Genomic DNA, 23,046 nt, shown 5'->3' on the forward strand with positions numbered 1-23,046 from the left:
TGAGGGGCTTTTTCATATGGATATATAAGTGCAAGGTGAAGCCATTAATTTGTATTCACGCGGTCTAAAGCGTGGCATAAAGGCGATAAAATATCCTCTTTGCTGCTGACATTTCCTTCAACCTTCACAATGACTTTTTCATTATTTACAAGTAAAATAGCCGGTAATTCGTCTACTTCATTTTTCCAGCCTTTACGATCTTCTTTCACAATCATCTTTGACATTTCCTTCGGGTATTCATTCTTTAAATCGAGGACTGCATCATAATAAGGACTTTCTTTATCGAGATTTTCTGCATCTGTAAAAAAGAGAATTCTTGGTTTTTGAATATGACTGACTTGGTCTGTCTGATTCGGTATGATATACGCAAATGAGCATGAACTAAGTACAAAGAGCATGGGGAATATAATGAGAAGTGTCCTCATAAAATTCAATCTATTCACCTCAAAATCCTTTGGGGTTGTCCCAACATTTTTAGGAGCTGGTTACCTGTTAGTCACTCTAGTGTATCATGTCCTTTTTGACAATTTTCGATTGTTACTCAATTGTTACAGAATTGATATGAAGCAAAATACAATTGAAACGTTCTCTCAATATGATGAGAAAATAGCATATATTCATAAAAAATAATTAAATGTGTCATACAATTAACCGTTGACAACTTAAATGTGACATCATATTATAGAAGTATGAAATAGATTAAACGCTTTCAAATATTGAATGAAGAAAAGGGGAATGTACGTGGGTACAATTATTTGTCAAGATTGCAATGAGACCATTGATCAATTTGAAAATGAAAAAGTGACAACACTATACGGAACGTGTGGTCACTGTCATTGCTGTGATGAAGCCTCTGAATAAATAAAAAAGCATGCAGCTCCATTTGGGGCTGCATGTTTCTTTTTTTATAAAATTGCTTTCTGTTCTTTAATCACGCGGATCATTTCTAGCGTTGAATCTTCTGGTCCTTGGACAGGGAGACCAATTTCAATGTTTTTAAAGATATAGGAGATATTTTCTTCAGTGATAATCTCTCCTGGTATAAAAATAGGTATGCCTGGCGGGTACACCATGACAAACTCTGCGATGATGCGGCCAGCTGCTTCTTTTAACGGAACCACTTCAGTTGTGGCGTAAAAGGCATCACGCGGCGTCATGGCAAGCGATGGAATCTCAGGCAGCAGTACTTCTGTTACCGGTTGTGTGCCGCTCTCACTTGTAGAGGTTGCGGCAATGTCTTTCATAGCCGTTATAAGCGTATTGATTGTTTCATCAGAATCACCAGGGGTTACAATACATAAAATGTTGTAAAGGTCAGAAAGCTCCACTTCAATCCGGTAGCTTTCTCTCAACCATTTTTCGACATCATGGCCATTGAGGCCAAGGTCTTTAATTGAAATAATTAATTTCGTTGGATCATAATCATACGTAGAAGCTGAACTGAGTATTTCCTTGCCAATACACGTAATGCCATCAATTTGATTCAAACGGTTTCTCGCTGATTCAGCTAAACGGATGGCTTCATCTGCTAGTGCCTTTCCTTCAGTGGCTAATCGCTTTCGAGCGACATCAAGTGACGCCAAGAGCAAATAAGAAGTAGACGTTGTTGTCAGCATGCTCAAAATCGATTGCACGCGATCTTTTGAGATAAGCCCTTCCTTCATATTTAAAATAGAGCTTTGGGTCAGGGAACCGCCGAGTTTGTGGACACTTGTTGCTGCCATATCGGCACCTGCCTGCATGGCAGATAGCGGTAGCTTATCGTGAAAATGAATATGCACGCCGTGTGCTTCATCGACAAGGACAGGCACATGAAATGAATGGGCAATGTCTACAATCGATTTTAAGTCTGCTGAAACGCCAAAATACGTCGGATTAATCACAAGCAGACCTTTTGCATCTGGGTGCTCCGTGAGTGCCTTTTTCGCTGATTCTGGTGTAATGCCGTGAGAGATGCCAAGCTCTTTGTCTATTTCTGGGTGAATAAAAACAGGAACTGCGCCAGAAAATACAATCGCGGACATAATCGATTTATGGACGTTACGCGGAACGATGATTTTATCCCCAGGTCCGCATACGGTCATCACCATTGTCATGATGGCGCCGCTTGTTCCTTGAATACAGAAAAACGTATGGTCAGCACCGAAGGCTTCAGCAGCTAAATCTTGTGCTTCTTTTATCATTCCTCGAGGTGAGTGTAAATCATCGAGAGGTTCTATATTAATGAGATCAATGCTTAGTGCATTGTCGCCAATGAATGCTCTAAATTCAGGGTCCATTCCGGCTCCTTTTTTATGGCCAGGAATGTGAAATTGAACTGGATTGGTTGCTGCGTGTTTTTTTAGTCCAGTGTATAAGGGTGTATCATGTTGTGACAATTGCTTTCCCACCTTCATCGAAATACCTGCTATTATTGTGCCAATAACGACAGATTTCATTGCATAAAACAAAAGAATTATATTATGAACTGATCGGAATGTAAAGCATAAAATCAATCGGTTTCTGATCGAACAGATGCTATAATAAAAGTTCAAATAAGAAATGAGTGTTAAAGTGAGGGACAAGTAAATGGAATATCAATATCCAATGGACGTCGACTGGACAACAGAGGAAAAAATTGCGGTTATTTCGTTTTTTCAAGCTGTTGAAAAAGCCTATGAAAAAGGAATAGCGAAACAGGAGTTATTAGATACTTATAAACGCTTTAAAGAGATTGTGCCATCAAAAGCAGAAGAAAAGACGCATTGTGCAGCGTTTGAAAAGGAAAGCGGGTATTCTCCTTATCGTACAGTGAAAACGGCAAGAGAGGCAGAAGAGTCCGCCATTATACGTATGTAAGAAAAAACGAGCCTAGATGGGCTCGTTTTTTTATACAGATTGTTTTTGTGTAAAGCGGTATAGATAAGTCAACGTGCGGAAGGCATCTTCGATTTTTGATAAAAATTCTTCATTATTCATTTGAACGACTTCTTCTCTAGGCAACTGAATGCCGCAAAGGAGCTCGGCTTTTTTCACCGTTTGGACACGTTCAAACAGCGTTTTCAACTGTTCTGCATCGAGCTCGCTGTGACGCATGACATCTGGTTTCATATGATCTTTAGACCAAACAAAATCTTGCGGTATTTTCTTCTGAATGGTGTCTAGTTCTTTTTCAAATAGCTGACCATATTCGCCTTTCACAGGAGATTCATAAATAAGAGCAAACCATACAAAGACATGTGTTTTCCAAAGCCCAATTTGAAAATGAGGGAGTTTTTTATACCCACGCTTGCTGTTTGCAAAAGCAACCCACGTATCATTTGGCGGATTGACTGATCTTCTAGCATGCTTTGCGACGTGTACAAACATTTCGTCTCCTGTAATAGAAGAAAGAAGTGGTGCAAAGTGTTCACCAAGCGCCTCAAGCTTTGGACGGACTCTTTCTTTTAATACGACCATTCGTTCATCTAAACCGTCAACTGTAAATGTCTCAAAATCTTCATCTCTAAAACGCATTTCACTCATATTATGCCTCCTGTATTCTTTCACTGATCATATTTTATCATAGCTTGGGTTAAGCTCAAAAAAAGATGCACCGTCGGATCAAAGATTGTAGAGGAAGAAGGGCAGCGTTTAAAAACAACGATTTTGTGGTACATAACAAATAGGTAAAAACACAATTTTCAGAATGTCGTTGCGGTTATGCGATCGCTTCATACGATATAAGCAAGAACCAATTCTCTTATCGATTGAATTTTTTATCAATGAAAACTGACAAGGAATGAATCATTCTCTGGAAGGGGCGTTGACCAAATGAAGCAAATCGTGAAGCAGGGGTATAGACAGGAGAATAAGAATCGCATCGCTGTGTGGAGATTAGAGGTGGACTATGAGCTTTCTACGCTTCATGAAGCCATCGAGCAAAAAGATGACATCCAAATCGAACGCAGCAAACGAAAGCTTGAGCGCCTAAGAAAAGAATGGGAGCAGCTTAAAGGGTAAAACAAGGTGAGGTAAAAACGAACCAATTCATCGGTTCGTTTTTGTATGAAGCTGCTTTTTTCTTGCTTTTACGCACATAATATCAGTATGCTATTACAAATAGGTATTACATAGAAAAGAGGTTTACAGTCTGATGACAAACTGGGTGGAAATTGACCGTCTTGCAAAGCTTTGGGTAAAAGAAGCAGGAAGCCGTATTAAAGCATCCATGCAGGAAGGTCTATCAATTGAAACAAAATCAAATCCAAATGATCTTGTCACAAATATCGATAAAGAAACAGAACGTTTTTTCATTGAAAAGATACAATCGACATTTTCAGATCATCATATTTTAGGTGAAGAGGGACAAGGGGAAGAGGTGACCTCACTGGATGGGATCGTGTGGATCATTGATCCAATCGATGGCACAATGAACTTTGTCCATCAAAAACGCAACTTTGCCATTTCAATCGGGATATTTGAAAATGGCATTGGGAAAATCGGTCTCATTTATGACGTCATTCATGACGAGCTTTACCATGCGATCAAAGGAGAAGGGGCTTATATGAATGATACCCTACTTCCTCCATTAAAAGATGTAGCGATTGAAAAAGCCATCGTTGGCATTAACCCGACATGGGCGATTGAAAGCCCTTATTTTGATGCTAAACCGTTCGCCCGTCTTGTGCGTGATGTGAGAGGGACGAGAACGATTGGATCAGCTGCCTTGGAGCTCGCTTATATCGCAAGCGGCAGAAGTGACGCATACGTCACGTTAAGGCTTGCACCGTGGGATTATGCAGCAGGCTGTGTGCTTCTTGATGAAGTAGGGGCAGTCTACTCAAATATACACGGAGAACGCCTAACGTTTTTAGACAAAAACAGTATCGTCGCCGGAAATCGATCCGTTTGTAAAAAAATCTTGCACGATTACATAAAAGGCAGTGGAAATAAAAAATAAACCAAATCACTTCATGAGAATGAAGTGATTTGGTTTATTTGATGAAACTTTTTAATGAAGCACAACTGGCTATCGATATGAAAAAGCCAGATGATCATTCTTTATTGGCTGAAATAAAAAAACCCCCATCTGGGCGATCCAGATGGGGGTTTTCGAGCTTAGCTTAATTTTTCTTTAGCAATTTGAATTGCATCATAGACCGATTTTAATTGCTCTTGAGGAATTTTCTTCAGCATTTGGTTGAAAACAAGTAATTCAGTAGAGCTGAATCCAATACCTTTTGCGATTTTTGAATCAATGACAACATTACCTTTTTTGTCTAAAACAAGTGCATCACCAGCAAGATCAGCAATTCTGATCACTGATTTCAACAGCTTTTCAAATTTAGCTGCTTCTTCTTTTGTAAGACCAAGCTCAACAGCTTTCGCTGCATCAAAAACCAATTTTCCTTTTTCGTTTTTAGTGATGCTTTCACTGAAAACGATTGTCAGAACAGCTGCGCGATCTAAGAATTTCTCAGCAGTCGCCGCTTCTTCTTCAGTTAATCCGAGCTCAACAGCTTTTTTCACATCAAATGTGTAGTTGTTGTCTTCCTCAACAAATGAGTTGATGAGAATGTTGATGACACGCTCGTTTTTCTCCAATAATTCTTTAATGACTTGCTGCTGCTCGAAAGGAATCCCTTTGAAAGTTGCAGCGCTTGCTTGCCCAGGAGCTACTGTTGTGAAAGTAAGAATAATAGCTAAAGCGAAAAATACAACAGAGCTGAGCGATTTGCTCAAAATCTTCTTCATGCTTCTTTTCTCTCCCTTTTCTGTTAAATTTTGTTGCAAGAACAGCATACCATGAGAAAGTTTGTGGAAGAATAGGAAAATTGTAACTTTGTGTTTGATTTTGGAGAACTATAAAAGTTCTTGTCGAAAAATGAAGAGGTTCAGATTGCTTATATTTGCCAAGTCTACATGCTATTTTCAGTCTGATTACTCGGGTTTTCATAGGTGGTTGGTCTTGTTTTTACTCGAAATAAAAAGCCTTCTACATGTAGAATGTAAAAGGCTTTTTAGAAATTTTATGATTGCACGTTTAATTTTCTTTTTAATGTAAATCCTGTACCCATGAAAATCATGGCAAACACAATACTTAGACAAATACCCAGCACGTTTTTTTCTGCAAGAGTTACCCCAATAAACGCCATACTGACAACCGCAAGTAATGCACATAATAATAGAAGCCATTTGATTTGTTTCATTTTTCTCCATCCCTTTTTTTAGAGTTAATATAAGTTTACAGAAAAACGATCGGCATTTAAAGGGGATTGTGATATAATATGAAAGTTATCTAATTATTTTAGGAGATGAAAATGTGAAACTTCGAAAAGATCTTCGCAACATCGCAATTATTGCCCACGTTGACCATGGTAAAACGACGCTTGTTGACCAATTGCTCCATCAAGCTGGTACTTTCCGTGCGAATGAAAATATCGCTGAGAGAGCCATGGATTCAAATGATTTAGAGCGAGAGCGCGGTATTACGATTTTAGCTAAAAATACTGCGATCCATTATAAAGATACACGCATTAATATTTTAGATACACCAGGACACGCCGATTTCGGTGGTGAGGTTGAGCGTATCATGAAAATGGTAGATGGTGTACTTCTCGTTGTGGATGCTTATGAAGGCTGTATGCCTCAAACACGCTTTGTGCTGAAAAAAGCACTTGAGCAAAACTTAACACCAATCGTTGTTGTCAACAAAATTGACCGCGACTTTGCTCGCCCGGCTGAAGTAGTCGATGAAGTAATTGACTTGTTCATTGAATTGGATGCAACAGAAGAACAGCTTGAATTCCCAGTTGTCTATGCATCAGCAATCAATGGTACAGCAAGTAACGATGCGAGCAAGCAAGATGAAAACATGGAATCTTTGTTTGAAGCCATTGTTAACCATATCCCTTGCCCAGTTGATAACCATGAAGAGCCGCTTCAATTCCAAGTGGCACTACTTGATTACAATGATTATGTTGGAAGAATTGGGATCGGCCGTGTATTCAGAGGAACAATGCAAGTAGGACAGCAAGTAGCCTTAATGAAAGTTGACGGCAGTGTGAAACAATTCCGTGTGACAAAGATTTTTGGTTTCCAAGGGTTAAAACGAGTGGAAATCAACGAAGCGAAAGCAGGAGATCTTGTTGCTGTTTCTGGAATGGAAGACATCAACGTAGGTGAAACGGTTTGTCCTGTTGAACACCAAGAGGCTTTGCCAATCCTTCGTATTGATGAGCCAACACTTCAAATGACGTTTGTTGTGAACAACAGCCCATTTGCAGGCCGTGAAGGAAAATACGTAACATCACGTAAAATTGAAGAGCGCTTAGAGCAGCAGCTTCAAACAGACGTTAGTCTTCGTGTTGATCCAACTGATTCACCTGATGCGTGGGTTGTATCTGGACGCGGAGAGCTTCACTTATCCATTCTTATTGAGAATATGAGACGTGAAGGATTTGAATTACAAGTATCGAAGCCAGAAGTTATTGTAAAAGAAGTTGACGGTGTTCGATGTGAGCCTGTTGAACGCGTTCAAATTGATGTACCAGAAGAGCACACTGGCTCTATCATGGAATCAATGGGCGCACGAAAAGGTGAAATGATTGACATGATCAATAATGGTAATGGTCAAGTTCGCCTGATCTTTACAGTGCCTTCACGTGGTTTAATCGGATATACAACTGAATTTCTTTCATTAACTCGTGGTTTTGGTATTTTGAACCATACGTTTGACAGCTACCAGCCAATGCAATCTGGTCAAGTCGGCGGACGCCGTCAAGGAGTACTTGTTTCAATGGAAACAGGTAAAGCGACTGCTTACGGAATCCAAGGCGTTGAAGAGCGCGGTGTGATCTTCGTTGAGCCGGGTGTTGAAGTATACCAAGGAATGATTGTTGGTGAGCATAACCGTGAGAACGATCTTGTTGTCAACGTAAGCCGTATGAAACAACAAACAAACGTACGTTCAGCGACGAAAGATCAAACGGTGAGCATGAAAAAACCACGTATTATGTCGCTCGAGGAATCTCTTGAGTACTTGAATGAAGATGAATACTGTGAGGTTACACCTGAATCAATTCGTTTAAGAAAGAAAATTTTAGATAAAAACGAACGTGAGAAATCAGCGAAGAAGAAAAAGCTAGCAGGATTATCTTAATTCCATGAAGAATTAAAGAGATAGAACCCTGAAAGATAAGGGGAGGGAATCTTTTTGAATGATCAGGAAGTAAGTGAAAATCTATCCTTTTTCGCGATGCTGTTTCGTGTCGATGAAAATCCGCAAACAGGGATGTGGCTCCTATATGGCACCATCCTTGTTTTAGCGATTATTGTTTTTAAGCTCGGCTTTGCTAGACGTTTACCGATTTTAAAAGCACTCGTGATTTACTTGTTTTTGATTTTTGGCTGCACGTTTCTCACATTTCTAGGAATCTTCCTGCCAGTAGCGGAAGGTCTAGTCGTGGCAGCTGTCATTTTGATTATTTATAAAATCAGGCTGCATCGTGCGAAAAAAGAAGGAACAGTGAATACGTAAAAAAAGACCTGAACTTGTGTCAGGTCTTTTTTTATGTCTTTTGTTCTTTTTTTCCTTTTTTCTTCTTTTTCTCTTTCGTCGCAGGATCTTGATAAAGAGAGAATCTGCCAGTCTTGATGCGTGCTTCTGTCTTTACTTTAATACGTTCCTGACAGTCATCGCACATATATGTATGAATCGGTCGATTTCTTAACCGCTTAGCAATGAGTGTATCATCATCAATGGTTTCAAGCTTCTCACATATTGAGCACTTCACTCTCATCCTTTTCACCTCACTTATTGCATTTATTATAGCATGTTTTCCAGCTACTTAAAATCAGCGTAGAAAACGGCTTATATCACAGGAGATATAAGCCGTTCTCTTTATTTCTTCTGATTCATATGATGGTTTGATTGATCGTTTTGATGTTCGTCTAACTGCTTTTGATCATTTTGTTTGAGCTGATCATTCGGCTCATTTGTCGGATCTGTTTCGTGGCGATCAATTTCATTTCTCGGCATCTCTGGCATCACGCGGCCGACGATGGCGGCTAGTTCATCCATAATCCCACTGACAGGACGGCCTGCTTGTATTTCTTTGCCCATTTCTTTTAACCGGCTGACTGTATCCGGATCAGCGACCACAACAGCATTCGCACCTTCCGGATCATTTTTCAGTGCTTTTGCAACAGAATATTTAATGGTTTCTACTTTGCTTCTATCTAAATCATCTTTTACATCAATACCAACAACAGCATAGCGGCCGATGACGATCGCCGTTGCATCATTGACATCTGCTACGTGCTCTGTCACTTTGACAAGATGCTGCGCAACATCTGAGGATGACCGGTCTTGATTGGTCTTTTTCTTCGTTGAGTCTGACACCCGTACTACGTGCTGGCGACCATCTTGCTTGTCTAGTGCCTCTCTCTTTTCCTGCTGCTGGCAAGCGCCCAACAGAATGATGGCTTGAATCATGAATAATGTCAAAAATAGTCGCATCTGTATTCCCTCCTTCACAAACTGCATGATTTATTTTATTGTTGAATTAACCTTCTAACTTTATTCATGAAAACATATATTTTAACAATCGTTTTGGGAAAGACAAGGATGAATGAAACCCCGATCAGGAGGCGAAGGACCTGAGTAAAATTTATGTATTAGACACAAATGTGTTATTACAGGATCCGAATTCAATCTTTTCATTTGAAGACAACGAGGTCGTCATACCAGCCGTTGTGTTAGAAGAAGTAGACTCAAAAAAGAGATATATGGACGAGGTTGGACAAAATGCCCGGCGCGTCTCACGCCTAATAGACGGTTTAAGATCGAAAGGGAAACTGCATGAAAAAATTACGCTAGAGTCAAATGGGACGTTGCGCATTGAACTGAATCACCGCTCTTTTCATGAGCTTCAAGAAATTTTTATTGAAAAAACGAACGATAATCGAATTTTGGCAGTCGCGAAAAATTTAAGCTTAGAGGAAGAAACAAAGCCTCATGGCAGGCCTGTTATTTTGGTCAGCAAGGATGTGTTAGTGCGGGTAAAGGCGGATGCTATAGGGCTTCAAGCAGAAGACTTCTTAAGTGACCGTGTTTTGCAAAATGAAGACATTGATAATGGCTATCATGAGCTCTACATTCCGACTGAGCAATTGAATACATTTTATAAGCAAAATCAATTACCAATAAAAGAGGTCACGAGTGCACCATTCAACCCACATCAATTTGTCATCATGAAGGGAAATGAAGGCGGTTCTGCTTTAGGAATGCTTGATCAAAAGGCAGAGCAAGTGAAACGTCTCGTTTATGATCAAGAGCATATTTGGGGAATCCGTCCAAAGAATGTCCAGCAGACGATGGCACTCGAGTTGCTTTTGCGCCGTGACATTCCGCTCGTGACACTGATTGGAAAAGCGGGGACTGGTAAAACATTGCTTGCACTTGCTGCCGGGTTAATGCAGACAGAGGACCTTGGTATGTTTAAAAAGTTGATCGTGGCGCGCTCTATCGTGCCTGTTGGGAAAGATATAGGATATTTGCCTGGAGAAAAGGAAGAAAAGCTCAGACCATGGATGCAGCCGATCTATGACAACCTAGAGTTTTTATTTAATACAAAAAAGCCGGGTGAGCTTGATGCGATTTTGGCTGGAATTGGATCTATTCAAGTCGAAGCATTGACGTATATTCGGGGCAGAAGTATACCTGATCAATTTATTATCATTGATGAGGCGCAAAATCTAACTAAGCACGAGGTGAAAACATTATTAACGCGAGTCGGAGAGGGAAGTAAAATTGTGCTGATGGGAGATCCAGAGCAAATTGATCACCCTTATTTAGACAGCTTAAATAATGGGCTTACGTATGTGATTGAACGGTTCAAAGGGCAGCAAATATCTGGACATGTCAAGCTTGTCAAAGGAGAAAGGTCTGGACTTGCACAGCTTGCCGCTGATTTGCTATAGTCCAGACCCTCTGTTCTTATGTAATGATGAGCTCTTTGACACCTTTTATCGGCTGAGTGAGGTTGGACTGATCCGCGAAATAGACGTGGATTGGTCCTTCTTCTGTGATTGGCTTACCATGTTGGCTGAAATGAGCAATGCTTTCCATTGCCTGAGAAAGCGGCACAGCAATTGTACCTGTTTCTGTGACAAATTCGCATGTATCCGCATGTTCAAGCGGCTCAGCATTTTTTAGCATATCGCCAAGCTTCATCCCGAAGCTGCCTGTGACGAGTCTTTCCTTTTCGTACTTCTTCTCTGTTTTTAACGTGGGTGGAAGAGTTTGACCTTCTCTTATAACCCGCTCTTGGTCAAGCTCCTGATCTAGCTGCTTCTCTTCACTTGCTGCATTTTTTTCAAAGAATGAATCCATTAAAAATTTACGGTCATCAAAAATCCATACACTTGGATCAATGGTGATCTTGTACTGTACGTTCCCCTTGATTTGAATGATGCTCATGTTCAAGACAACCCCTTTCCAACATAAATTATAGAAGTTTTCTCCCGCTTTGTCACTTTCATAAACATGCTGCACCTTGTACACACTAATCGTACATGAACGATAGGGAGTGTATGAGGCATGGCATGTCGCGACAATGAAGAGCTTCAGCGATTTGTAGAAGAAGCAAAAAAAGTGGCCAAAGATGGTCAAGTAGCATCCTATATTCCCGCTCTCGGCAAAGCGGATCAGACGGATTTATCTGTGGCTGTGTATCATGTGAGCAATACGTGCCACTCAGCTGGAGATGTAGATAAACGATTTACCCTTCAAAGCATTTCAAAAGTATTAGCACTGGCGCTTGTGCTCTCAGAAGAAGGGCCAAAAAAAGTCTTTCAATTTGTTGGACAAGAACCAACAGGTGACCCGTTTAATTCAATGATCAAACTGGAAACAGCGAGTCCTAATAAACCGCTGAATCCAATGATTAATGCAGGGGCGCTCGCAGTCACGAGTTTAATCAGAGGAGCGACTCCGCAAGATCAGCTGGGCCGGTTGCTTAGCTTCATTAGAGAGCTTGCAAATGACAAAAGCATTACATACTGCAAGGAAACAGCAGCCTCCGAATTTGAGACATCCATGATTAACCGGGCGATGTGCTATTATATGAAGCAATATCATATTATTAGAGGGAACGTAGAGGAAGTCATGGACGTCTATACGAAACAATGTGCCATCATGATGAACAGCTTGGATTTGGCGAAAATTGCTTGTGTTTTTTCATTAGACGGCAGACATCCAGAAACGGGTAAGCAAATTCTTTCAAAAGATGTCGCTAGAATTTGTAAAACCTTTATGGTGACGTGCGGCATGTACAATGCGAGCGGAGAATTTGCCATTAACATCGGAATTCCTGCAAAAAGCGGTGTCTCAGGCGGGATTATGGGAGCTGCACCATATGATTTTGGAATCGGTATCTTCGGTCCGGCTCTGGATGAAAAAGGGAATAGTATTGCTGGGATTAAGCTACTTGAGCTGATGAGTGAAAAATACGAGATGAGTATCTTTTAATGAAGGAGGCTTCTTTTTATTTTTACAAAGCGAACTGTACAAATCTGCTTGCAATTTTGGGCGTTTCGCTTTATGATAAATAGAAGAATTAGGTACTCGCCTGGGGAACGGAGGGATACTTTTGGCGTCAGAAATTTTAGTCGATCATCGGCAAAAAGCACTGTCTTTATTAAAATTGGATGCAGATAAAATTTTAAAATTGATCCAAGTGCAAATGGACAACTTAACGATGCCGCAATGTCCTCTTTATGAAGAGGTTTTAGATACTCAAATGTTCGGATTATCGAGAGAAATTGATTTTGCTGTCCGGCTTGGATTAGTTGATCAACATGAAGGTAAGAAACTACTCGATAAACTTGAGAGAGAGCTTTCCGCACTTCATGATGCGTTCACAAAAAAATAATGATTGAAAACTCAAACTTCCTTAACATAAGTTTGAGTTTTTTTGTCCTCTATTTTCTTTTCGTTGTTTCATGTCAAACGGACTTGATTCTTTCATGAATGACGAACAATATAAAAGAGGTAAAACGAGATCAAACAGAGAAAATGTAGTAGAATAAAAACAGCTAAGAGGATATCAAGCAGTAGAAACAGACGTTAGGAAGAGGATTATATGTTAAAGAGAATGCTAAAATCGTATGACTACTCATTATTGTTCGCCATTATTTTAATTAGCGCATTCGGTTTGGTCATGGTGTATAGCTCAAGTATGATTACATCTGTGATTAGATACGATGCCGCGCCAGATAATTTTTTTAAGAAACAGCTTTTATTTATGATCGTTGGAGCGGTCATCTTGCTCTTTACAGCATTAGTTCCATATCAGCTGTTTTCAAATAAGAAATTTCAAATCGGTATGCTGCTGCTATCCGTTTTTTCCCTCATCTATGTGTACTTTGGCGGTCATATTGCAGGGAACGCAAGAAGCTGGATTAAAGTAGGCCCATTCAGTCTTCAGCCGGCGGAATTTGTGAAGATTGTCGTTATTATCTATCTTGCTGCTGTGTATGCAAAAAAGCAGCATTATATTGATCATATTTTACGAGGAGTCACACCTCCAATCGTGATTGTTTCGATCTTATGCGGATTTATCATTTTGCAGCCAGACTATGGGACAGCCTTTATCATTGGCATGATTGCTCTTGCCATGATTTTATGCTCAGGGTTTAGCGGGAAAACACTTGCTAAGTTGTTGGCGTTATTTAGTGCCGTGATGGTCATCGTAACCCCATTTATTATTCTGTTCTGGGATAAAATATTCACGCAAAATCGCCTTGGGCGTTTTGAGAGTTTCCAAGATCCCTTTAAAGATGCAGGGGATACTGGACATCAATTGATTAATTCCTATTACGCCATTGGATCAGGCGGCTTTTTTGGACTGGGTCTAGGAGAAAGCGTTCAAAAGTACGGGTATCTTCCAGAGCCGCACACAGATTTTATCATGGCCATCATTTCAGAAGAGCTTGGCTTTTTCGGAGTATTTTTTGTACTCGCTCTCCTTGGCTTCATCGTCGTGAAAGGTTTTTATATTGCAAGAAAGTGTGAAGATCCATTTGGAAGTTTGCTTGCAATAGGAATTTCCTCCATGATTGCGATCCAAACATGCATTAATTTAGGCGGTGTTTCAGGTCTGATTCCGATTACTGGGGTCACTCTTCCGTTTATTAGCTACGGGGGATCGTCCATCATTTTACTGAGCGGTTGTATGGGAATATTGCTGAATATCAGCATGTTTACTGAATATAAAGAGCGTTACAAAAAGAAAAAATCAATGAGCAAGCCATCAGTTCAAAAAAATGGATTGCAGAAAACTTTGAATCTTTAGAAAACAAAAGTGTACAGTTTTCATTTCTTCCTTTATTATAGAGTACATATAAAATTTTAAGGGATATGGAGGAGTGAGAAATGTCACAGAGAACAATTCAAAAGGTTCTAGTTGCAAACAGAGGGGAAATTGCTATCAGAGTCTTCAGGGCCTGTACGGAGCTCAATTTACGTACAGTAGCCATTTATTCCAAAGAAGACTCGGGCTCTTATCATCGCTATAAAGCAGATGAAGCATATCTAGTTGGAGAAGGAAAAAAACCGATTGATGCCTACCTTGATATCGAGGGGATCATCGAAATTGCAAAACGAAATGATGTGGATGCGATCCATCCAGGTTACGGATTTTTATCTGAAAATATTCATTTTGCAAGACGATGCGAAGAGGAAGGCATTCAATTTATCGGTCCAACTTCTCAGCATTTAGATATGTTTGGAGATAAAGTAAAGGCAAGAGAAGAAGCGAAAAAAGCTGGAATTCCAGTCATTCCAGGAAGTGACGGACCAGTTGATTCGGTCAAAGAAGTCGAAAAATTCGGTGAAGAATACGGTTACCCGTTTATTATTAAAGCTTCACTAGGCGGCGGCGGCCGGGGTATGCGGATTGTCAGATCAAAAGAGGAGCTGAATGAAGGCTATGACCGTGCAAAGTCAGAGGCGAAAGCTGCTTTTGGAAATGACGAAGTATATGTTGAGAAACTGATTGAAAATCCGAAACATATTGAAGTGCAGGTGATTGGTGATAATCACGGCAATATCATTCATTTATATGAGCGTGACTGCTCTGTCCAAAGGCGTCATCAAAAGGTCATTGAAGTTGCGCCAAGTGTATCTCTTACAGATCAATTACGTGAGGACATCTGCGAAGCGGCTGTTAAGCTGGCTCGAAATGTGTCGTATATTAACGCTGGGACTGTAGAATTCCTAGTCGCAAATGGTGAGTTTTATTTTATTGAAGTCAATCCTAGGGTACAGGTGGAACACACGATCACAGAAATGATCACAGGTGTCGATATCGTACAAACCCAAATTCTTGTCGCAAAGGGTCATGATCTCCATAGCAATGAAGTCGGAATACCAAAGCAAGAAGATATCTTCACACATGGATTTGCCATTCAATCAAGGGTCACGACAGAGGATCCTTTAAATAACTTTATGCCGGACACAGGAAAAATTATGGCCTACCGTTCAGGTGGGGGATTTGGTGTACGCTTAGATGCTGGGAACAGCTTCCAAGGTGCGGTCATTACATCTTATTACGATTCATTATTGGTCAAGCTGTCCACATGGGCGCTCACATTTGATCAGGCTGCTGCAAAAATGGTCCGTAATTTACAGGAATTCAGGATTCGCGGAATTAAAACAAACATTCCGTTTCTTGAAAACGTGGCAAAGCATGAGAAGTTTCTAAAAGGGGAATACGATACGTCGTTTATCGATTCAACCCCAGATCTATTTAATTTCCCAAAACAAAAAGACCGTGGAACGAAGATGCTGACTTATATTGGTAACGTGACCATTAATGGGTTCCCTGGTATTGCAGAGAAAAAGAAGCCTCATTTTGACAAGCCTATTGTACCGAAGCTTCCTCTCAAGCAAGAGATGCCATCTGGGACTAAACAATTGTTAGATGCGCATGGACCTGAGGGCCTTGCCAATTGGGTGAAAGAACAAAAGAGCGTCCTTTTAACAGATACAACCTTTAGGGACGCGCATCAGTCTCTGCTTGCGACCCGCTTCAGAACTCGCGATTTAAAGAAAGTTGCCCAGCCAACAGCAGGTTTATGGCCAGAGCTATTCAGTATGGAAATGTGGGGCGGCGCTACATTTGATGTTGCGTACCGTTTCTTAAAAGAAGATCCTTGGGAAAGGCTGAAAGAGCTTCGTCAAGAAGTTCCGAACACCTTGTTCCAAATGCTTTTAAGATCATCAAACGCTGTCGGATATACAAACTATGCAGATAATGTAATTAAAGCATTTGTAAAGGAATCGGCTGAGGCAGGCATTGACGTGTTCCGTATTTTTGATAGCTTAAACTGGGTCAAAGGCATGACGCTTGCCATAGATTCTGTTCGTGAATCAGGCAAAGTGGCAGAGGCAGCTATTTGTTATACGGGGGATATTCTTGATCCATCTCGTCCGAAATATGATCTTAAGTATTATGTATCTCTTGCGAAGGAACTTGAATCCGCAGGTGCTCATATTTTAGGCATTAAAGATATGGCGGGATTATTAAAGCCGCAGGCAGCTTACGAGCTTGTATCTGCTTTAAAAGATGAACTGACCATCCCAATCCATCTTCATACACATGATACGAGTGGAAATGGACTGTTCACCTATGCAAGGGCAATTGATGCAGGTGTTGATATTGTCGATGTTGCCGTCAGCTCTATGGCAGGACTTACATCGCAGCCAAGCGCAAGCTCACTGTACTATGCTTTAGATGGACATGAAAGAAAGCCAGACATGAACGTCCAATCTGTCGAACACCTTTCTCAATACTGGGATTCTGTCAGAAAATACTATCATGAGTTCGAAAGCGGCATGAATTCGCCGCATACAGAAATTTATGAGCATGAAATGCCTGGCGGTCAGTATAGTAACTTGCAGCAGCAGGCGAAAGGTGTCGGACTTGGCGACCGCTGGAACGAAGTAAAAGAAATGTACAGACGTGTGAATGACATGTTTGGTGATATTGTGAAGGTGACACCATCCTCTAAAGTAGTCGGAGACATGGCACTTTATATGGTGCAAAATGATTTAACAGAGGAAGATGTCTATGAAAAAGGAGCAACTTTAGACTTCCCGGATTCTGTTGTGGAACTATTTAAAGGCTATTTAGGCCAGCCGCATGGCGGTTTCCCTGAAAAATTGCAAAAGCTGATTTTAAAAGGAGAAGAACCGCTCACTGTCAGACCTGGTGAAAAGCTGAAGCCAGTTGACTTTGAAGCTATTCAGCAGCAGTTCAAAGAATCTCATGACCTGACGCTGACAGAGCAAGACGCGATTGCGTATGCCTTATATCCGAAAGTCTTTTCTGAATTTGTCCAAACAGCAGAAAGCTACGGAGACATCTCTGTTCTTGACACACCAACGTTCTTCTACGGGATGAGGCTTGGTGAAGAGATAGAGGTAGAAATTGAAAAAGGAAAAACCCTCATTGTAAAACTCGTGTCAATTGGAGAACCGAATCCAGATGCCACAAGAGTTCTTTACTTTGAGCTAAATGGACAGCCGCGTGAAGTCGTGATTAAGGATGAAAGCATCAAATCATCCGTTCAAGAAAAAATGAAGGCGGACCGTTCAAATCCAAATCACATTGCCGCATCAATGCCAGGCACTGTCATCAAAGTGCTCGTGGAAAAAGGACAGAAAATCTCGCAAGGTGAGCATTTGATGATCAATGAAGCCATGAAAATGGAGACGACTGTACAAGCCCCATTCACTGCGGTCGTTGATGAAATACATGTGACAAATGGAGAACCGATTCAAACCGGAGATCTGCTGATTGTTTTAAAGCCTGAATAATAAGTGAGACACATCCATCGTGATGTGTCTTTTTTGAGCGCATTAAAATGTGCAGCAGCCTGCGAGAGTGATTACACTATAGATTGAGGTGAAGAAAGTTGGAAATTGTCGTGATTTGGTTTCGCCGAGATATGCGATTGGATGATCATATCGCCTTATCAAAAGCGATCACATATGCAAAAAAACATGAGTACAAATTATTGGCTCTTTATCATCTAGATCCATTTTTTACTGAAATGGAAATGGATATCAACAACGAACATTTCTTTCAAAACTTGGCGCATTTCGTCAAGGAAGCGAGAGAATCTCAAGTGTATGTTCACCTTCTCCATGATGATGTCCTACGCGCCTTTCAGCAGGTCATGGATGTGTATGACATCAAAGCCGTCTTTTTTAATGAAGATGAAGTGGGTATCGGCCAAAGGCGTGACAAGCAAGTAACCGATTTTTTAGAAAAGAAGGGCATTCATGTGTCAACATGGCAAGATACACACCTTCACGGGGCGCGGGATATTTTAAAAGCAGATGGGTCACATTATCAAGTGTTTACCCCATACTATCAATCATGGCGGAAGCAAGAGAAGCAGCCTGTGATAAAAGTTGACAAATCATTTTTCAGCAGCGAGCATACGATTTGTGATGCGTCACTTTCGCAAAAAGGAAATGACAAACTGCGAGAATTGATAAAGGGCTGCTCAAGGAAGTTTGATCAAATCGGCTCAGACAAAGCGATGAACACGCTTCATCACTTTATCCAAAAAAGACTAACGCGTTACCATGAGAAACGGGATATTCCGTCTGTTTTTGGAACGAGCAAGCTGTCGCGTTTTTTAAAAACAGGCACTATTTCGATTCGAATGATCTTCCATGCGATATATGAAGAAGCACTCTATGAAGACGAGGGCAGAGAGACTTTTATCAAAGAACTGGCATGGCGCGATTTTTATCATATGATTTATGCGCATTATCCTGAGATGAAAGAAAAAGAAATCAATTCGGCGTTTCAAGGGATGAAATGGAATGAAGATGAGACGCTGTTTGAAGCTTGGTGTAAAGGAGAAACAGGCTTTCCGCTCGTTGATGCAGGGATGAGACAGTTAAATGAGGAGGGCTGGATGCATAACCGCTTGCGAATGGTTACAGCCTCATTTTTAACAAAGGATTATTTGATTGATTGGAGAAAAGGCGAATCGTATTTTTCAAAAAAACTTGTCGATTATGATGAGGCGTCAAATATCGGAGGATTTCAGTGGGCAGCCTCGGTCGGAACAGATGCGGTGCCGTACTTCCGTATTTTCAACCCGACGACTCAGTCAAAGCGATTTGATCCGAGCGGGGAATTTATTAGAAAATATGTACCAGAGCTGGAGCATGTCGATGAAAAATGGATTCATGAACCAAGTAAAATGCCGATTGATGAGCAATTGAAATCGGGATGTGTGCTAGGTGATACATATCCGCTGCCGTCAGTTGACCACCAGGAAAGACGCAAAAAAGCCATTTCGCTATTTGAAGAAGCAAAACAACAATAAAACAAATCCCCCATTCCGTATGGAAGGGGGATACAAATTCTTATTTGAATGGTTCTTTGCTTTCATATTTAAACCGGGCAATGAGTAAGCAGAAGTAACAGAGTACTCCAAACAAACAGGAAATAAAGAATGAATGAGCCAGCGCATAACCTAGTGCGAGCTGAGAATACACAGACATCACACCTGAAATCGCTTGAAGTGTAATGAGAATGGCTGAAATGATCCATCCATAATACAGCTGCTTCTGTTCTTTATAATGTTTCATGGCATGAAACATCGCAACAAATATCCAGACGAATAAAAGAAGTGCTGCTGCTCGGTGAGACATTTGCACCCACTGATTAAAGTATGCTGGAAGTGCACCGTCTTTTGAACAAAACGGGAAAACAGAGCAAGCAAGGCTTGATTTTGTATGTCTCACATAAGCACCCGTATACACCACAATATACGTATATGTGATCAAGCCATAAATATGGAACTGCATTCTTTTTCCGATATGGAGCGGCTTCACAAGCTTTGTTTCAGATCTGGTTGCCTCAAACACAAGAAGGGCAAGCAGTAAGATTGAAGCAAAAGAAATCAGTGAAATACCGAAGTGCAGTGCCATCACAAGTGCGTTAGAACCAAACACAACGGCGAGTGCCCCTAATAGCGCTTGTAGAAGTAAGAATATAATCGACATGATGACCAAGAATTTGGTTTCACGGAATACTGGACTAATTTTTTTCCAGCATAAGACCGCCAGTGCCAAGACAAGAATGGTTGAAACCCCTGTTGACATGCGGTGACTCCATTCGATGATGGAAGCAGGGTTCATTTCAGGGAAGAAACGACCGTGACAAAGGGGCCACTGCCTGCCGCAGCCAAGACCCGAGCCGGTTTTCGTCACAAGCGCACCACCAATCAAAACGATCAGCATCACAAACGTTGTGATCACGCTCAATAACCTTAAAGCAAATTTCATCAAATTATTTCACCTTCTCTAAAAAACTTCTGATCTAAATGAAAAACCTCACATGCTCTCAAGTTTAAGCCAAATGCGTGTTCTGTTGCAATTCATAATCACCAAAGTTCACAAAAAAATGATATGTTAGTTCACAAAGTTTACAGATTTAGAGTGCTTGATCTTTCTTTCACAGTCTGATAGAAATAGAGGAGAGCATAATTCATATTGCACCGCCTTCTGAACACACGTATATCCTAATAAATTCACGAAACGTTCACAAATAACTTCAAGTTTGTCGTTTATTATTTAATAGGATGTTTTTTTACAGCTCTTTATCTTGTATGATAGAGTTGTAACGATTTTACGTTTTATTGTTAGTTTGAAGGTTTGGGCAAGGGAGGTTATACACATTGGCAAATTCCAAAACAGCCGCGGAAGCAGCTATTCATGGACAAATAGAAGAAACCACAGCTTTGAAAGATTTTCTTGCACTTATTAAAATGGGCATCGTCAATTCCAACTTCATTACAACATTTACTGGAATGTGGCTTGCTTTTTATTTTACAGATATGAGTTTCCTTGGGAATCTTGATATTGTGCTGTTAACAATGATTGGTTCTTCTCTTATTATTGCCGGTTCATGCGCCATTAATAATGCGTTTGACCGTGATATTGATATAGTTATGGAAAGAACAAAAACAAGACCGACCGTCACAGGTAAAATTCAGCCGGGGCAAGCGTATGCATTTGGTATTTTGCTTGTTGTACTTGGACTCATCATGCTTCTGATGACAACCATAACATCAGCAGTGATTGGATTTATCGGAGTCTTTACTTATGCGGTTCTATACACCATGTGGTCTAAACGTCATTACACCATTAATACCGTTATTGGAAGTGTATCTGGTGCGGTGCCGCCATTAATCGGTTGGACAGCTGTCACAGGTACAATCGATACAACGGCTTGGGTTTTGTTTATGATTATGTTCATTTGGCAAATCCCGCACTTCCTGTCACTTGCAATTAAGAAAACGGAAGATTACCGTAAGGCAGGTATTCCAATGCTGCCAGTCGTTTATGGCTTTGAAGTCACAAAGCGCCAAATTATCATTTGGACAGCATGTCTTCTTCCACTTCCATTTTTCTTAGGTGGATTAGGATGGCCGATTGTCGCACTTGGCACATTGCTGAATATTGGATGGCTTGCCATTGGCCTTATGGGCTTTAAAATGAAAGACGTCATGAAGTGGTCAACGCTCATGTTCGTTTATTCATTAAACTACTTAACCATCTTTTTCGTCGCGATGATTATTATTACACTATTCTAGAGTAAAATACACTTTGATCACATCAAAACAAGGCTATATCTTATAACACAACATTTTCTAACAACTATGAAAGCCGCCTGATATTCAGTTCTATTTAGGCGGCTTTCTGTTTATACATAGATGGTATTTTGAGTAAAAACATCATTTTTTTATGAAAAGAGGAAATGTAAGTGCTTTTATAAGAGGCGGGGGTTATGGATGGGTGAAAAGTGATTTTATAAATAAGAGGTAAAAAGCGAAAGGCAAAGGAGATCAAGCAAAAGGGGTTGGGACAAATTATGATAAGAAAATGGCGTGTTTATTCACTGTTTCTCTTATTGACGCTCGTTTTGGCGGGCTGTGGTGAACCATACTTATCAACACTCAAACCAGTTGGGGAAGTAGCAGATAAACAATTTTTCCTAACGGTACTGAGTACACTCATTATGGTTCTTGTCGTCATTGTTGTATCGATCATTTTCTTTTACGTCATCATTAAATTCAAACGTTCTAAAGTGGGAGAAGATACGATTCCAAAGCAGGTGGAAGGGAACCGTAACCTAGAAATTACGTGGACAGCGATTCCGATTCTTCTCCTCATTATTCTCGTTGTGCCTGTCGTGGCATACACGCTTGAGCTTGGGGATACAAGCGCTATGGATAAGAAAAAACGAGATCCTGAAAAGACACTTGTTGTCAATGTAAGAGCCAGTTTATATTGGTGGGAATTCGAATACCCTGATTATGGGATTGTCACAAGTCAGGAATTGATTGTACCGACAGATCAAAAGGTTTACTTTAAGTTGAAAGCATCTGATGTGAAACACTCTTTTTGGGTTCCATCGGCTGGCGGTAAAATTGATACAAACACAGACAATGAAAACAAGTTTTATTTAACCTTTGATTCAAAACGAACGAAAGATGCAGGAGAATATTTCTACGGGAAATGTGCGGAGCTTTGCGGTCCCTCACATGCTTTAATGGACTTTAAAGTTAAAACGCTTTCTCAAGATGAGTTTTTAGGATGGACGAAAAAAATGGCTGATTACAAGAAGCCTACATCCACAAAAGATCTCGCCCTTGAAGGTGAAAAATTATTTAAAGAGAAAAACTGCTTGAGCTGTCACGCAGTTGAGCCTGGGGATGAACGGCCGGAAGCGGCAAGGACAGCACCAAACCTTGCAACCTTCGGAGAGCGAACGAAAGTAGCTGGAATTAAAGACATGAACAAAGAAAACGTAAAAGCATGGCTGAAAGATCCAGAGAGCTTTAAACCAGGGAATAAAATGACAGGGACGTACCCTAAATTAAATGACTCAGAAGCAGATGCACTTTATGAGTATTTAAAAGGACTTAAAATCGAGTAATTTCTAATAAGCATGTGTAAGAGGGTATGTAATTGATGTGAAGTTTTTG

The 23,046-nt window shown here is 40.5% G+C and carries 23 protein-coding genes; 14 read left to right on the plus strand and 9 right to left on the minus strand.

Going from position 1 to position 23,046, the window contains the following annotated elements; translation table 11 throughout:
* Nucleotides 1-44 precede the first annotated feature (44 nt).
* On the minus strand, nt 45-425 hold the full coding sequence (locus tag MKY83_RS07540) for a hypothetical protein (protein WP_223250645.1): 381 nt from the start codon (nt 423-425) through the stop codon (nt 45-47).
* Between the two features lie 316 nt (nt 426-741).
* On the opposite strand from MKY83_RS07540, the gene MKY83_RS07545 reads away from it, so the two are divergent.
* A complete protein-coding gene (locus MKY83_RS07545; protein ID WP_003212464.1) occupies nt 742-861 on the plus strand; it encodes a GapA-binding peptide SR1P in 120 nt (39 codons plus the stop codon).
* 44 nt (nt 862-905) lie between these two features.
* Here the strand turns inward: MKY83_RS07545 and MKY83_RS07550 are convergent, their stop codons facing one another.
* Nucleotides 906-2,378 (minus strand): aminotransferase class I/II-fold pyridoxal phosphate-dependent enzyme, encoded by a 1,473-nt coding sequence (locus MKY83_RS07550; protein WP_111911431.1) that lies wholly within the window; start codon nt 2,376-2,378, stop codon nt 906-908.
* 190 nt (nt 2,379-2,568) lie between these two features.
* Between MKY83_RS07550 and MKY83_RS07555 the strand changes: the two genes are divergently transcribed.
* The gene (locus MKY83_RS07555; protein ID WP_050945118.1) at nt 2,569-2,838 is read left to right on the plus strand and encodes a UPF0223 family protein; all 270 of its coding nucleotides are present in this window, start codon (nt 2,569-2,571) and stop codon (nt 2,836-2,838) included.
* A 30-nt stretch (nt 2,839-2,868) separates the two neighbouring features.
* Here the strand turns inward: MKY83_RS07555 and MKY83_RS07560 are convergent, their stop codons facing one another.
* Nucleotides 2,869-3,504 (minus strand): DUF1054 domain-containing protein, encoded by a 636-nt coding sequence (locus MKY83_RS07560; RefSeq protein ID WP_003211740.1) that lies wholly within the window; start codon nt 3,502-3,504, stop codon nt 2,869-2,871.
* Nucleotides 3,505-3,792: 288 nt separating this feature from the next.
* Between MKY83_RS07560 and MKY83_RS07565 the strand changes: the two genes are divergently transcribed.
* Nucleotides 3,793-3,981 carry a hypothetical protein gene (locus MKY83_RS07565; RefSeq protein ID WP_106067373.1) on the plus strand — a complete coding sequence of 63 codons (189 nt, stop codon included), beginning with the start codon at nt 3,793-3,795 and terminating at the stop codon, nt 3,979-3,981.
* A gap of 133 nt (nt 3,982-4,114) precedes the next feature.
* A complete protein-coding gene (locus tag MKY83_RS07570; RefSeq protein WP_185107973.1) occupies nt 4,115-4,921 on the plus strand; it encodes an inositol monophosphatase family protein in 807 nt (268 codons plus the stop codon).
* Nucleotides 4,922-5,079: 158 nt separating this feature from the next.
* Here MKY83_RS07570 and MKY83_RS07575 read toward each other — a convergent pair whose 3' ends face one another.
* Nucleotides 5,080-5,715, minus strand: a complete 636-nt coding sequence (locus MKY83_RS07575) for a hypothetical protein (RefSeq protein WP_044142020.1) — start codon at nt 5,713-5,715, stop codon at nt 5,080-5,082.
* Between the two features lie 275 nt (nt 5,716-5,990).
* Complete coding sequence (locus MKY83_RS07580) at nt 5,991-6,170, minus strand: DUF5325 family protein (protein ID WP_003211596.1); 180 nt, start codon at nt 6,168-6,170, stop codon at nt 5,991-5,993.
* Nucleotides 6,171-6,283: 113 nt separating this feature from the next.
* On the opposite strand from MKY83_RS07580, the gene typA reads away from it, so the two are divergent.
* Both typA and MKY83_RS07590 read left to right on the plus strand, forming a co-directional pair.
* The gene (typA, locus tag MKY83_RS07585) at nt 6,284-8,122 is read left to right on the plus strand and encodes a translational GTPase TypA (RefSeq protein ID WP_044142019.1); all 1,839 of its coding nucleotides are present in this window, start codon (nt 6,284-6,286) and stop codon (nt 8,120-8,122) included.
* Nucleotides 8,123-8,176: 54 nt separating this feature from the next.
* Nucleotides 8,177-8,500, plus strand: a complete 324-nt coding sequence (locus MKY83_RS07590; protein WP_080773040.1) for a YlaH-like family protein — start codon at nt 8,177-8,179, stop codon at nt 8,498-8,500.
* A gap of 31 nt (nt 8,501-8,531) precedes the next feature.
* On the opposite strand, the gene MKY83_RS07595 is transcribed toward MKY83_RS07590, so the two are convergent.
* Together MKY83_RS07595 and MKY83_RS07600 are read right to left on the minus strand one after the other, a co-directional pair.
* On the minus strand, nt 8,532-8,762 hold the full coding sequence (locus MKY83_RS07595; RefSeq protein ID WP_111911433.1) for a YlaI family protein: 231 nt from the start codon (nt 8,760-8,762) through the stop codon (nt 8,532-8,534).
* A gap of 101 nt (nt 8,763-8,863) precedes the next feature.
* Complete coding sequence (locus MKY83_RS07600) at nt 8,864-9,481, minus strand: YhcN/YlaJ family sporulation lipoprotein (protein ID WP_065097215.1); 618 nt, start codon at nt 9,479-9,481, stop codon at nt 8,864-8,866.
* A 140-nt stretch (nt 9,482-9,621) separates the two neighbouring features.
* Here MKY83_RS07600 and MKY83_RS07605 point away from each other — a divergent pair, with 140 nt between their 5' ends.
* Nucleotides 9,622-10,944 (plus strand): PhoH family protein, encoded by a 1,323-nt coding sequence (locus tag MKY83_RS07605; RefSeq protein ID WP_065097216.1) that lies wholly within the window; start codon nt 9,622-9,624, stop codon nt 10,942-10,944.
* A 16-nt stretch (nt 10,945-10,960) separates the two neighbouring features.
* Here the strand turns inward: MKY83_RS07605 and MKY83_RS07610 are convergent, their stop codons facing one another.
* Entirely contained in the window at nt 10,961-11,443 is a 483-nt protein-coding gene (locus MKY83_RS07610; RefSeq protein WP_050945113.1) for a hypothetical protein, read from the minus strand.
* Between the two features lie 120 nt (nt 11,444-11,563).
* Between MKY83_RS07610 and glsA the strand changes: the two genes are divergently transcribed.
* The 5 genes from glsA to MKY83_RS07635 all read left to right on the plus strand — a co-directional run bounded on the left by glsA (nt 11,564) and on the right by MKY83_RS07635 (nt 19,377).
* Complete coding sequence (glsA, locus tag MKY83_RS07615; protein WP_003211229.1) at nt 11,564-12,493, plus strand: glutaminase A; 930 nt, start codon at nt 11,564-11,566, stop codon at nt 12,491-12,493.
* A gap of 121 nt (nt 12,494-12,614) precedes the next feature.
* Nucleotides 12,615-12,896, plus strand: a complete 282-nt coding sequence (locus tag MKY83_RS07620; protein WP_034318078.1) for a YlaN family protein — start codon at nt 12,615-12,617, stop codon at nt 12,894-12,896.
* A 210-nt stretch (nt 12,897-13,106) separates the two neighbouring features.
* Entirely contained in the window at nt 13,107-14,318 is a 1,212-nt protein-coding gene (ftsW, locus tag MKY83_RS07625) for a putative lipid II flippase FtsW (RefSeq protein ID WP_044142014.1), read from the plus strand.
* Between the two features lie 80 nt (nt 14,319-14,398).
* Nucleotides 14,399-17,845 (plus strand): pyruvate carboxylase, encoded by a 3,447-nt coding sequence (gene pyc, locus MKY83_RS07630; protein WP_065097217.1) that lies wholly within the window; start codon nt 14,399-14,401, stop codon nt 17,843-17,845.
* A 98-nt stretch (nt 17,846-17,943) separates the two neighbouring features.
* A complete protein-coding gene (locus MKY83_RS07635; RefSeq protein WP_342488458.1) occupies nt 17,944-19,377 on the plus strand; it encodes a deoxyribodipyrimidine photo-lyase in 1,434 nt (477 codons plus the stop codon).
* Nucleotides 19,378-19,417: 40 nt separating this feature from the next.
* Here the strand turns inward: MKY83_RS07635 and MKY83_RS07640 are convergent, their stop codons facing one another.
* Nucleotides 19,418-20,341, minus strand: a complete 924-nt coding sequence (locus MKY83_RS07640; protein WP_065097218.1) for a heme A synthase — start codon at nt 20,339-20,341, stop codon at nt 19,418-19,420.
* Between the two features lie 392 nt (nt 20,342-20,733).
* Here MKY83_RS07640 and cyoE point away from each other — a divergent pair, with 392 nt between their 5' ends.
* Both cyoE and coxB read left to right on the plus strand, forming a co-directional pair.
* Complete coding sequence (gene cyoE / locus MKY83_RS07645) at nt 20,734-21,651, plus strand: heme o synthase (protein WP_113767624.1); 918 nt, start codon at nt 20,734-20,736, stop codon at nt 21,649-21,651.
* Between the two features lie 278 nt (nt 21,652-21,929).
* Complete coding sequence (gene coxB, locus MKY83_RS07650) at nt 21,930-22,997, plus strand: cytochrome c oxidase subunit II (protein ID WP_003212202.1); 1,068 nt, start codon at nt 21,930-21,932, stop codon at nt 22,995-22,997.
* The last annotated feature ends 49 nt before the right edge of the window (nt 22,998-23,046 follow it).

The sequence above is a fragment of the Bacillus sp. FSL M8-0266 genome (assembly GCF_038613425.1).
Classification (GTDB): domain Bacteria; phylum Bacillota; class Bacilli; order Bacillales; family Bacillaceae; genus Bacillus; species Bacillus pumilus.